At 70.9% G+C, this 11,801-nt stretch carries 10 protein-coding genes; 6 read left to right on the top strand and 4 right to left on the bottom strand.

Going from position 1 to position 11,801, the window contains the following annotated elements; translation table 11 throughout:
• Positions 1 to 59: 59 nt before the first annotated feature.
• A complete protein-coding gene (locus ABZX30_RS29045) occupies positions 60 to 572 on the top strand; it encodes a DUF1990 domain-containing protein (protein WP_355938555.1) in 513 nt (170 codons plus the stop codon).
• Positions 573 to 883: 311 nt separating this feature from the next.
• Here ABZX30_RS29045 and ABZX30_RS29050 read toward each other — a convergent pair whose 3' ends face one another.
• The 3 genes from ABZX30_RS29050 to ABZX30_RS29060 form a co-directional block, all read right to left on the bottom strand.
• Complete coding sequence (locus tag ABZX30_RS29050; RefSeq protein ID WP_355938556.1) at positions 884 to 2,392, bottom strand: IPT/TIG domain-containing protein; 1,509 nt, start codon at positions 2,390 to 2,392, stop codon at positions 884 to 886.
• Between the two features lie 152 nt (positions 2,393 to 2,544).
• Positions 2,545 to 3,348, bottom strand: a complete 804-nt coding sequence (locus ABZX30_RS29055; RefSeq protein WP_355938558.1) for an IPT/TIG domain-containing protein — start codon at positions 3,346 to 3,348, stop codon at positions 2,545 to 2,547.
• Between the two features lie 520 nt (positions 3,349 to 3,868).
• A complete protein-coding gene (locus ABZX30_RS29060) occupies positions 3,869 to 4,969 on the bottom strand; it encodes a right-handed parallel beta-helix repeat-containing protein (RefSeq protein ID WP_355938560.1) in 1,101 nt (366 codons plus the stop codon).
• A gap of 566 nt (positions 4,970 to 5,535) precedes the next feature.
• Between ABZX30_RS29060 and ABZX30_RS29065 the strand changes: the two genes are divergently transcribed.
• From ABZX30_RS29065 to ABZX30_RS29080, 4 genes are all read left to right on the top strand, one after another.
• Positions 5,536 to 5,823, top strand: a complete 288-nt coding sequence (locus tag ABZX30_RS29065; protein WP_355938562.1) for a hypothetical protein — start codon at positions 5,536 to 5,538, stop codon at positions 5,821 to 5,823.
• A gap of 273 nt (positions 5,824 to 6,096) precedes the next feature.
• Positions 6,097 to 6,300, top strand: coding sequence for a multicopper oxidase domain-containing protein (locus ABZX30_RS29070; RefSeq protein ID WP_355938564.1), 204 nt, complete (start codon positions 6,097 to 6,099; stop codon positions 6,298 to 6,300).
• A gap of 540 nt (positions 6,301 to 6,840) precedes the next feature.
• Positions 6,841 to 7,638: an IPT/TIG domain-containing protein gene (locus ABZX30_RS29075; RefSeq protein WP_355938566.1), complete on the top strand. Its 798-nt coding sequence runs from the start codon at positions 6,841 to 6,843 to the stop codon at positions 7,636 to 7,638.
• Between the two features lie 150 nt (positions 7,639 to 7,788).
• Positions 7,789 to 7,977: a hypothetical protein gene (locus ABZX30_RS29080; protein WP_355938568.1), complete on the top strand. Its 189-nt coding sequence runs from the start codon at positions 7,789 to 7,791 to the stop codon at positions 7,975 to 7,977.
• Positions 7,978 to 8,031: 54 nt separating this feature from the next.
• Here ABZX30_RS29080 and ABZX30_RS29085 read toward each other — a convergent pair whose 3' ends face one another.
• Complete coding sequence (locus ABZX30_RS29085) at positions 8,032 to 10,650, bottom strand: glycosyltransferase family 1 protein (protein WP_355938570.1); 2,619 nt, start codon at positions 10,648 to 10,650, stop codon at positions 8,032 to 8,034.
• A gap of 267 nt (positions 10,651 to 10,917) precedes the next feature.
• On the opposite strand from ABZX30_RS29085, the gene ABZX30_RS29090 reads away from it, so the two are divergent.
• On the top strand, positions 10,918 to 11,801 hold an 884-nt coding region (locus ABZX30_RS29090), incomplete at its 3' end, for a maltotransferase domain-containing protein (RefSeq protein ID WP_355938572.1).

Below are 11,801 nucleotides of genomic sequence, written 5' to 3' on the forward strand. Positions count from 1 at the left end.
TGACGACGGCGGCCCCCGGGAGCGACTTCGCCCCGGGGGCCGCCCTACTCTTGGGCCCCATGTCCTTCACCTACGAGGCGGTCGGCGCGACCCGCGAGAACCTGGCCGCCTGCCCGCCCGGCTTCCACCCGCTCCACGTGCGCACGCGCATAGGCGAGGGCGGGCCGGTCTTCCGCCGCGCCGCCGAGGCGGTCCTCACCTGGGAGATGCACCGCGCGGTCGGCGTCACTCTCGACACCTCCGCCGACCGCGCCGCCCCCGACGTGGACGTCACGGTCACCCTGGCCGGGCTGATCAAGGCCCCCTGCCGCGTCGTCTGGGCGCTGGAGGAACCCCGCCGCGCCGGCTGGGCCTACGGCACGCTCCCCGGCCACCCGGAGTGCGGCGAGGAAGCCTTCGTGGTCGACCGCACCGGCGACGGCACGGTCTGGCTGACGGTCGCCGCCTTCAGCCGCCCGGCGAAGTGGTACGCCCGGGCGGGCGGAGCGGCGACCCGCGGCCTGCAGCACGCGTACGCCCGCCGCTGCGGGGCGGCCCTGAGGCGGCTGTGCGCGGAGGCCGCCGAGGCCTGACCGCGAAAGCGACGCCCCGGACGTCATTCTCACTACGACACAGCACGGCCTGCGGGCTCTCATGGGCCACCTGAAGGACACCTCGAAGCCGGCGTTCCAGGCTTGACCAGCCGGCCGGACATCGCCCGCCCGTCGGCCTCCTTACCGAGAGGGGCCGGTCTTCAACGGTGGCCGTGACGCCATGGCCGTCGGTGACGCCCTTCTGCCGGTCCCCGTTGTTCCGGGGACCGGATCGGGTGTGGTGACGACCACCCGCACCGGGCCTGCCCAGCGGCTCCGTGGAGAGATCGCCGGGCGGCCGCCGTGGTGGGTCAGGAGTAAGTGAAGGGGAGGGTGTTGCTGTTGCCTCCCGGGGTGTGGACCTGGACGCTGACGTTTCCGGCCGCGTGGGGCGGCGCCGTCGCGACGACGAAGTTGTCCGAGACCACGACGAACGGGGCCGGGGTTCCTCCGAAGGTGACGGAGTCGGTGAAGGTGAGGTGGGAGCCGCTGATGGTGATGGCGTCACCGCCCGACGTCGAGCCCGTGTCCGGGGTGAGCGTCGTGATCACGGGAGTGCCCAGGTAGGTGTAGTACGGGTCCCCCGGGCCCACGCTGCTGGTGCCGCCGGGTGTGGTCACCGTGACCACGACGGTGCCGGTTCCGGCCGGGGCGGTCGCCGTCACCTGGCTGTCGGAGTTCACCGTGAAGGCGGCGGCGGGGTTCGGGCCGAAGTCGACGGAGGTGGCGAGGAGCAGGTTGCTGCCGGAGATGACGACGGTGTTGCCGCCCGCCTCGGGACCGAAGTGCGGCTCCACGTCGAAGACGACGGGGACGGCGACATAGATGTACGGCAGTGGATTGCTGGTGCCCCCCGGCGTCGTCACGGTCACGTTCACCACCGACGGCGGACCGGCCGGGGCGATGACGGTGACCTGGGTGGGGGTGACGCCGGTGATGGTGGCGGGAGTCGCGCCGAAGAGCACCAGCGTGGCGCCGCTCAGGTTGGTGCCCGTGATGACCACGGTGTTGCCGCCCGCCGCCGGCCCGTTGGGAGGGGTGAGGGTGCTGATCGACGGCGCCGGAACGGCGACGTAGGTGTACGGAAGCGCGTTGCTCACACCCCCCGGCGTGGTGACCGTGACATTCACCGTCCCACTCCCCGCCGGCGCCGTCACCGTCACCTGCGTCGCCGTCACACCGGTGATCGTGGCAGCAGTCGCACCGAAGAGAACCGACGTCGCACCCGAGAGATTGGTGCCGTTGATCACCACCGTGTTCCCACCCGCCGCAGGCCCGCTGGGAGGGCTGAGGCTCGTGATCACCGGAGCCGGAACCACCGTGTAGGTGTACGGAAGCGCGTTGCTCACACCCCCCGGCGTGGTGACCGTGACATTCACCGTCCCACTCCCCGCCGGCGCCGTCACCGTCACCTGCGTCGCCGTCACACCGGTGATCGTGGCAGCAGTCGCACCGAAGAGAACCGACGTCGCACCCGAGAGATTGGTGCCGTTGATCACCACCGTGTTCCCACCCGCCGCAGGCCCGCTGGGAGGGCTGAGGCTCGTGATCACCGGAGCCGGAACGGCGAGGGTGTAGGTGAAGGTCACGTTCTGGGTGCTGGTTCCGCCCGGGGTGGTGACGGTCACTCTGACCGTGCCGCTCCCCGCCGGCGTCGTGGCCGTGATCTGTGTGTCGCTCACGACGACCACGCTGGTGGCGAGTTGTGAACCGAACCTGGCCGCGAAGGCGCCGGTGAAGCCGGAGCCGTTGATGGTGACGGCGGTGCCTCCCGCCGGACTGCCTTGCGTGGGGCTGATGCTGGTCACTACGGGGGCCATGATGCTTCTTCTCCTTCTGTGCCGTACGGACGGCCGCGCCCCGGCCGATGTCCGTCGGCCGGGGCGCGGCGGGCGGCCGTCGACGTGCCGTGCGATGCGGCCGGCGGTGGCGGCGGCTGTGCGTGGTTCCATCGGTCACCCGTCCGCACTTGTCAGGTGAGGATGAAGGGTGTGGTGTCGCTGCCACCGACGGTGTGAACGGTGATGACTCCCGGGTTGACGGAGTCCGGGACCAGCGTGCCGTCGGGCACGGTGCTGCTGATGGAGGTGCCGGAGCCGGCTGCGGTGGGGTCCGTCTCGGTGTGGTTCCCGGTCGAGTCGGTGTACGTGACCGACACGAGGTTGTCGAGGCACGAGCCGTTGATCACGACCGGGTCTCCGGTGGTGCCCGATGCCGGATCCGCGTTCGTGAGGGTCGGCGGCTTCTGATAGGTGACGGACGAGGTGCCCGCCGTGCCCGTGCCGCCGGGTGTGGTGACCGTGATCTCCTGGGCGTCGGAGCAGCCCGTGGGGGTGTGCGCCGGCGCCGTGACGGTGACCGAGGTGTTGCTGCCACCGGGGCCGAAATCCACCGTGGCGGAACCCACGTTGACCTTGCCTCCGGCCGCGAAGCCGGATCCCAGGACCGTGAGCGGGGCACCCGTGGTGGGCAGGAACGCCGGACTCGACGAGAAGGTGACCGGCGCGGGGATGATGAAGAACGGCAGCCCGTTGCTCGTGATCCCCTTCGACAGCCGCACGCTCACCTGGGCCTGGCCGGAACACGGGGCGGTGGCGGGGACCACGAACTTCACCAGGGTGTGGGAGACCGACGTCGGACGGACGGTGGCCGCGCCGAAGTTCACCATGATGGTGGTGCCCAGCCCCGTGCCGTTGATGTCGACGGTGTCGCCGACCTTGCCCTGGTTGGTGGTGGTCGCCTCGTCCACCACCGTGTTGATGACTGCTGCTGCCATGAGTCGTTTCCTTTTGCTCATGTCACTCTGCGGACGGATGCGCCGGGAGCGGACGGGGCGAGGACCGTGGCCGCCCGCCGGGTCCCGCCGGCGTGGAGACGTGGCAGAGAAGTGGGAGGACATCGCGAGAGGAGGGGGCGGGCCCTGCGGGCCCCGGATCGCCACGGTCTTCGGCGGAGACCGTCCGAGCGAGGTGACGACGTGAGAGGGACTCGTTGCCCCCCTCGTGGCCGGTCGCGAGAGGGCGAGTCGCGCGCGGAACGGGACGGACACCGGAGTCACCCTGGTGCCGAAACGCTCACTCGATGCGAGTGAACCAAAAGAGCGATAAGTGCGGTAGGTGGAATACGGGATTTCCGGTAGCTTGTATTACCATAATCAAAAGCTTCGAAATTCCGCGCCGCGCGCCGGAGTGCGCCCCTTTCCCGCTCGAAGCCCGGCATGGAAAACGCCTCGGACCCCTGGTACGCGCCAGGGGTCCGAGGCGTGTCGAACGAACGTCAGGGGGTCACCTCACGGCTCACCCGGTGCAGCCGGCGAGCGCGGGAACACAGTTGTCCGGATTGTTTCCTGAAACCGTGGTCGCGGTGAGCGACACCGTACCGCCCTGACGGAAGATCCCCCCGCCCTGGCCGCCGTTGGCCGTGTTCCCGGTGACGCGGTCCGCGGTCAGGCCCGTGGTGCCCGCGAAACTGAACAGTCCGCCGCCGTTCAGCGTGGCGGTGTTCCCCGACACCTCGGTGGACCGCACCTGCAGCGTGCTTCCGAAGTTCGCGATTCCGCCGCCGTAACTCCCCGCGGTGTTGCCGGTGATCCGGCTGGCGGTGACGGTGAAGTCGCCGCTTCCGGCGAAGACACCGCCGCCCTCGAAGTTGGAGGTGGTGTTGCCCCGGATCGTGGCGGCACTCACCAGCGTGGTTCCGAAGCTCGCCACACCGCCGCCCGTGTTCGTCGCGGCGTTGCCGGAGACCGAGCCGCTGGAGTACGTGAGCCTGGCGGACAGGTTGACGTGGATGCCGCCGCCGTCACCGGCCGTGTTCTGCGTCACGCCGGTCGCCGAGAGGGTCGCCGTGCCCCCCGGGGCGACTTCGAGGCCGCCGCCGATGTTGCTCGCGGTGTTGTCGCTGAGGCTGGACGCGCCCATGGTCAGCGTGCCGAGATCGAGGATGCCGCCGCCGTCGGTGCCCGCCCCCGAGGTGGCCCGGCCGCCGGAAAGGGTGACCCCGCTGACCGTGAGGCTCCCGCCCGGGGCCACCTCGGCGATCCGGAAGTCCGGCGCCGAGCCATCGCGTCTGATGGTCGCTCGGGTGCCGGTGATGGTCACGTTCCCGGTGATGACCGGCAGACCGTCGGGGCCGTTGGCGCCGGTCGCCGCCACCGAGGTCAGCGTGTACACGCATCCCGTCTCCAGGGTGACGACCCCGCCGCCCGGGGCGCTGTTGGCGTTGCCGACCGCGGTCACCAGGGCCGCCGCGTCTCCGCAGGGCACGGTGACGGGGGCCTTCTTGCCGCCTGCCCTCGCTTGGCTCTCGGCGGCGGAGGCGGGAGCGGAATACGCCCCCGCCGACACCGCCAGCGCCATGACAGGGATGAAACCGCGGAACGTATTCGCGAGTCGCACGAGAGGGTCTCCTTGGAAGGTTCTTGGGGAGCAGGCACGATCAGACTGCGCTCACGCCTCGCACTCGGCATCCGCTCGGCTGCTGGATGAGTGACAGGGCTCCGCCGGACGACGACGCGTCAGAGGGGCGGGCCGCGGACGAGCGATGCGAGGGAGGCGCACACCGGAGGAGACGGCCCACGGCTTCCCGGGCCGGTCGTCGAGGACCCGGACAGAGCGTGCCGACGGTCGTAGCGGCGGCCCTGCCGGCCGTCGCGCGGTCTCGCCGGACGGGGCGGGGCTGCCTGGGTCACGGGGGAGGTACGACGGCGCTCTCTTTTCCCGTAAAGCAAAGGGAGGAAAAGACCGACACGGAGCACTGGGCGCCCAGGGTAATTTAGATGACTATATGTCAATGCTTCGCGAGTGCTCTGTTGCACCCGAGTGCGCCCTCCCGCCACCTTACCGTTCGCAGAAGAATGTAATTCCGAGTGACCTCGGCACCGGAGACCGCTGAACTCATCCCTTATGGGGAATCCGGACCCGCCTGATCGGATTCCGGGGCGAAGACGCGGAAGGGGGGAACCGTGAACCTCGCACAGTTCGTCCTCGCCCTCGGGGCCACGTGCCGCATAACGAGGTTCGTCGTCAAGGACACGCTCGCGGCCGGCTTCCGGATCCGAGTCGCGGATCGTTTCGGCGAAGATTCCAAAATCGCGTATCTCGTGACGTGCAGCTGGTGCACCAGCATCTGGGTCGCCGCCGGTGTGGCACCACTCGCCTACTACCTCGGCGCATCTCCCTGGCTCCAGATTCCGGCGGCGGCCCTGACCCTGTCCTACCTGTGCGGGGTCGCGTCGCTCCGGCTCGACTGACGCCCTCGTAGAACAAGGACGAGCCCTTCTGGCCGGTCTCGCGGCCGGCGAACGCGGCAGCCGGGCTTTCGGCATCCCCAGCGCCGACGGCCGCATCGGGCGCCCGGTCGCCGATCACGACCGCGGCACTCCGTGGATGCGGCCGTCCCCCGCGCCGTCGCCGGACGGACGTCACTCCTGACGGACGGGCACGGAGCCGGTCCGCCCCCGAAAGAGAACCCGAGCGCAAGGAAACACAGGGACAGAAGAGGATTCGTCCAAGCCGGCTCGGCTGTGGGGGCGCTGTGTTCCTGCGGGGCCTCGGTACGGCCGCCGGGGCACCCCACCGAGCAGGGCCCGAAGGACACCGTACAGACGGCGCCCGGCCAGGTCACCCGGGTCAAGGCGCTGTTCGACCAGCGGGGACTCCACGTCCGGCACTGCCACATGGCCGAGCACGAGGACAACGAGATGATGCGGAACTACCAGGTCACCTGAGCGCCGCCGCGCCGGGGCCCCGCGGTCGGCGCGGGACCCGTGGAGGAAGAAGAGGATCCCGCCCATCCGGGCGGGATCCTCTTGTCTGCGCGCACCGTCGGCTGCCCGTGGGCCTCTCAGGGGTAGCACGAGAACGCATTCGACTCATCCGTTTCAGGGTATTTAAAGCTATCTTCACACTAACCCCCCATTGCTCCAAATGCGCCCTGTTACCGGTACTGAACTTCTGGCGTAATGATTTCAGGTGAATCTGGCGACGCGCTCTTCGACCCGACGCCAATGCATCTTCGGTCCCGCGGTGCCCCCGGCCCCGGCCACGGCCCAGACATCGGGACCCCACACAAAATCGCCACAAGCAGCGGCCGGCGCCGGCTGTGGCGACAACGGACGCGAGCGTTTCCACCTCGCCTGTCTTGTCCGGGTCTTCTCATCCCGCCCGTACAACGGGATGCCTCTCGCGGACACACACCAAGTGCGGCAGCACCCCGTCTGCCCACTGGACCCCCACCGGCCCCAGAGAACCCAAACCAGAGGAAAGACATGGCAACCATCACGTCACTCGTCGACGTCCAGACCACCACCAACCAGGGCAAGCCCGGAGACACGCTCCAGATCAACGGGACCGGCCTGGGGAGCACCACCAGGGTGAACTTCGGTTCGGTGACGGTCACCAGCGGACTGACCGTCACCTCCACCCAGGTCTCCCTCACCGTCCCCTCCACGCAGTGCGCCGGGCAGGTCCCGGTCAGCGTGACCAGCAACACGAACGTCACCAGCAACTCGCTGCCGTTCTTCCTCATCTCCGCGCCGAGCGTCACGGGCGTGGGCACCACCTGCGGCCCGGCCGCCGGCGGAACCCCGATCACGCTGTTCGGGACCAACTTCCTCACCGGCACCGGCGCCACCGTGGGCGGTGGGAGCGCCGGCAGCTTCGCCGTCTCCTCGTCCAGCCAGGCCACCTTCACCACCCCGGCCCACACGATGACCCCTGGCTCGTGCATCGACACGGTGGACGTCGTCATCAGCACCTTCGGCGGTTCGAGCCCTTCGGCCGGGGCCCTGAGCCAGTTCTCGTACTACGCGCCGCCGGCCATCACCTCGCTGTCGCCCGCCACCGGCACGGCAGGCGACGAGATCGTCATCAACGGAACCTGCTTCAACGACGTCTCCGCGGTGGAGTTCAGCGACGGGGTCAACACCATCCCCGCGACCTGGACGCCGTTCGGTGACACCCTGCTCACCGCCGTCGTTCCCGCGGGTCTCACCGCGGGCCCGGGGACCGTCACGGTCACCACGTGCGGCGGCACCTCCCCCACCGCAGCGTTCACCATCACCTGATCCGCCGATCCGACGGACAGACAGCACCACACCGCCCCCGGGCCCACGGCATGTGGGACCCGGGGGCGACCTCCCCGCCGCCTCGGCCGAGTTCGTCGGCCGAGGCGGCGGCCGACGGCACCAGAAGGAACGTCAAGGAGAACGACCATCATGGGCTGCAACTGCGGCGGACAGGCTCACGCCCGGGGGGCGATCACCGTGTACCGGCTGACGACACCGGACGGAACCCAACGCGACTACGTCACCTCACAGGAAGCCGACGCGGCCAACCGGCGGACGGGCGGCGGCGGCACCATCACCATCGTCACCCTCACCTCCCCGGACCAACGACGGACATGACCGCCAGGCAGCGGGGCATCGACCGGTCCGTCCCTCGACCCGCCCGAGCCCGGGTCAGCGCAGCAGCACCCCCGCCCCCTCCACCCCCTCCTCCGAAGGCACCGCCACCAGTCCCAGCTCCGCACCGGACGCCAGCAGCCGGTGGGCCGGCAGGACGCGGACCGTGTAGCCGTAGGGCCCGGTGCGGTCCAGGGAGAGGGGGCCCTCGTAGAGCCGGCGGCCGTCCGGGCCGGGGCCGCCCGCCGGCTTGAGGGCGATCACGTCGGCGTCCGTGATGCGGTCCTCGGAGTCGACGCGGCCGGAGACGACCTGCACCTCGACGTCGTCCGGGGAGAGGTCGCCGAGGCCCACGCGGACGCGGACGCCGAGGGTGGTGCCGAGTTCGGCGGTGGCCGTGGTGGCCGTCGTCTCCACGTGGTCGACGGTCACGCCGTGCCAGGCGGTCCGCACCCGGGCCTTCCAACCGGCCAGTTCCTCCGCCGCGTCCGGGGTCAGCGCGCGGCCCGCCTGCGCGGCCGGGGTGTAGAGGCGCTCCACGTACTCGCGGACCATGCGGCCGGCCAGCACCTTCGGGCCGAGCAGGGTGAGGGTCCGGCGGACCATCTCGATCCAGCGGTCGGGAAGTCCGGACCGGCCGCGCTCGTAGAAGCGGGGGGCCACCCGTTGTTCGAGGAGGTCATAGAGGGCGGCGGCCTCGATGTCGTCGCGGCGGTCGGGGTCGGTGCCCGCGCCGTCCGCCGTGGGGATGGCCCAACCGAAGTCCGGCTGGAACCACTCGTCCCACCAGCCGTCGAGGACGGAGAGGTTGAGGCAGCCGTTGAGCGCCGCCTTCATACCGGAGGTACCGCAGGCCTCCAGCGGGCGCAGGGGGTTGTTGAGCCAGATGTCGCAGCCGGGGTAGAGCTTCTGCGCCATCGCCATGCCGTAGTCGGGGAGGAAGACGATGCGGTGGCGGACCCGCGGGTCGTCGGCGAAGCGGACCAGTTCCTGGACCAGGCGCTTGCCGCCGTCGTCCGCCGGGTGCGCCTTGCCGGCCACCACGATCTGCACCGGCCGCTCCGGGTGCAGCAGCAACTCCGTCAGGCGGTCGCGGTCGCGGAGCATGAGGGTGAGGCGCTTGTAGGACGGGACCCGGCGGGCGAACCCGATGGTCAGGACGTCGGGGTCGAGGACGCCGTCGATCCAGCCGAGTTCCGCCGTGCCGGCGCCGCGCTGCCGCCAGGAGGCCCTCAGCCGCTGCCGCACCTCCACCACCAGTTGCTCGCGCAGGGTGCGCCGCAGTTCCCAGACGTCCTGGTCGGGGATGTCCGCGACCGCGTCCCAGCGGTCCGTGCCGTCGACGGAGAGCGCCTCCTCGGTGCGCTGCGCCCCCACCTGGCGCGCCCCGAGCCGGAACACCTCGGGGGCGACCCAGGTCGGGGCGTGCACCCCGTTGGTCACGGAGGTGATCGGCACCTCCTCGGGATCGAATCCCGGCCAGAGTCCGGCGAACATCTCCCGGCTGACCTGGCCGTGCAGCAACGACACGCCGTTGGCGCGCTGGGCCAGGCGCAGACCCATCACGGCCATGTTGAACAGGTGGGGCTCCCCGCCCGGGTAGGTCTCCCTGCCGAGCCGCAGGATCCGCTCGACGTCGATGCCGGGCAGTTCGGCGTCGGGACCGAAGTGACGGGCGACCAGTTCCCGGTCGAAGCGGTCGATGCCGGCCGGGACGGGGGTGTGGGTGGTGAAGACGGTGCCGGCCCGGACCGCTTCCAGGCCCGCGTCGAAGTCCAGACCCCGCTCGTGGAGTTCGGCGATGCGTTCCAGGCCGAGGAAGCCGGCGTGGCCCTCGTTGGTGTGGAAGACCTCGGGCTCGGGGTGGCCGGTGAGCCGGCAGTACGTCCGTACCGCCCGCACCCCTCCGATGCCGAGCAGCATCTCCTGGAGCAGGCGGTGCTCGCTGCCGCCGCCGTAGAGCCGGTCGGTGACGCCGCGTTCACCGAGGTCGTTCTCCTCGACGTCGGAGTCGAGCAGCAGCAGCGGCACCCGGCCGACCTGGGCCAGCCAGATCCGGGCGCGCAGCCGTTTTCCGCCGGGCAGCGCGAGGGAGACCTGAGCGGGAGTGCCGTCGGCCTCCTCGAGCAGGGCGAGCGGCAGCTCGTGCGGGTCGAGGACGGGGTAGTGCTCCTGCTGCCAGCCGTCCCGGGACAGGGTCTGGCGGAAGTAGCCGTGCCGGTAGAGGAGTCCGACGCCGATGAGCGGTACGCCCAGGTCGCTGGCCGCCTTCAGGTGGTCGCCGGCCAGGATGCCGAGGCCGCCGGAGTACTGGGGCAGGGCGGCCGTGATGCCGAACTCCGGGGAGAAGTAGGCGATGGCGGCCGGCAGGTCCGCGGACCGCGTCTGGTACCAGCGGTCGCCGGTCACGTAGTCGGCCAGATCGTCCGCGGCCGCGGCCAGGCGGCGCAGGAAGCGGCGGTCCCCGGCGAGCTCGTCGAGGCGCCCGGGGCGCACACCTCCGAGGAGCCGGACCGGGTCGCCCCCGGAGGCGGCCCAGCGTTCGGGGTCGATGGACTGGAACAGGTCGCGCGTCTCCGCGTGCCAGGACCAGCGCAGGTTGCGCGCCAGGTCGCTCAGGGGCCGGAGGGGTTCGGGGAGAACGGGACGGACGGTGAACCGACGGATCGCCTTCACACTTCCACCTCGGACGCAGTACGTGTGAGACGCACTTCGTTGTGCGTCTGGTCGTCTCCCCCGACGGTACCGGGGGTACCCGCACTCAGGAGGCTGGTCTTGTGTGTAGACATACGCGTGAGTAGTTAACGAAGTGCCGGATTGCCCACCCGAACCGGGTGGGAAGGCTCCTCCGGTACGCTCCCCAGGCGCATCACGTTTTACCCGCAGGACCCACCTCCCCACAGTCATCCGCCCACACCCTCGTTGACGCGGACAGGAGCGGTCATGCCCGCCAAGCACCACTCGTCATCACCCCCGACAACCAGCAAGGCAACCGGCAAGGCAACCGGCAAGGCGACCGGCGGAACAGCCGGCAGGAAGAGCGCCGGGCCGAGGACTCCGGCCGGCGTTCCGGCCGATGCCGGCCCACCCTCCGAAGAGCGGTCCGCCCCGGCCGGGGGCACCGTCGTCGGCCGCATCCCCGTCCTCGACGTCCGCCCCGTCGTCCAGCGCGGCCGCAGGCCCGCCAAGGCGGTCACCGGAGAAACGTTCCAGATCTCCGCGACCGTGTTCCGTGAGGGGCACGACGCCGTGGCCGCGAACGTGGTCCTGCGGGACCCCGGGGGCCGGCCGGGGCCCTGGACGCCGATGCGTGAACTGGCCCCGGGCACCGACCGGTGGGGCGCGGAGGTCACCCCGGACGCGCCCGGGCCGTGGACGTACACCGTGGAGGCCTGGAGCGACCCCGTGGCCACCTGGCGGCACCACGCGCGGATCAAGATACCGGCGGGGATCGACACCGGCCTCGTGCTCGAGGAGGGTGCCCGGCTGTACGAGCGGGCCGCCGCCGGGGTGCCGAAGCGGGCCGGGCGCGAGGTCGTGCTCGCCGCGGCGGCGGCCCTGCGCGAGGAGGACCGGCCGGCCGCCTGGCGGCTGTCGGCGGCGTTGTCGCCGGAGGTGGCCGAGGTCCTCGCCCGGTATCCGCTGCGGGAACTGGTCACCGCCTCCGAGACCCTGCCCCTGCTGGTGGAACGCGAACGGGCCCTGTACGGCTCCTGGTACGAGTTCTTCCCTCGCTCCGAGGGCACCCCCGAACACCCCCACGGCACCTTCCGCACCGCCGCCCACCGCCTCGACGCCATCGCCGCCATGGGCTTCGACGTCGTCTA

The sequence above is a fragment of the Streptomyces sp. NPDC004542 genome (assembly GCF_040610035.1).
Taxonomy (GTDB): Bacteria; Actinomycetota; Actinomycetes; order Streptomycetales; family Streptomycetaceae; genus Streptomyces.

What these genes read in the sequence shown, in the direction of transcription:
- ABZX30_RS29055 (WP_355938558.1), bottom strand. Translation starts at nt 3,348, where the DNA reads ATGGCAGCAGCAGTCATCAACACGGTGGTGGACGAGGCGACCACCACC.
- ABZX30_RS29080 (WP_355938568.1), top strand. Translation starts at nt 7,789, where the DNA reads ATGGGCTGCAACTGCGGCGGACAGGCTCACGCCCGGGGGGCGATCACC.
- ABZX30_RS29075 (WP_355938566.1), top strand. Translation starts at nt 6,841, where the DNA reads ATGGCAACCATCACGTCACTCGTCGACGTCCAGACCACCACCAACCAG.
- ABZX30_RS29050 (WP_355938556.1), bottom strand. Translation starts at nt 2,392, where the DNA reads ATGGCCCCCGTAGTGACCAGCATCAGCCCCACGCAAGGCAGTCCGGCG.
- ABZX30_RS29045 (WP_355938555.1), top strand. Translation starts at nt 60, where the DNA reads ATGTCCTTCACCTACGAGGCGGTCGGCGCGACCCGCGAGAACCTGGCC.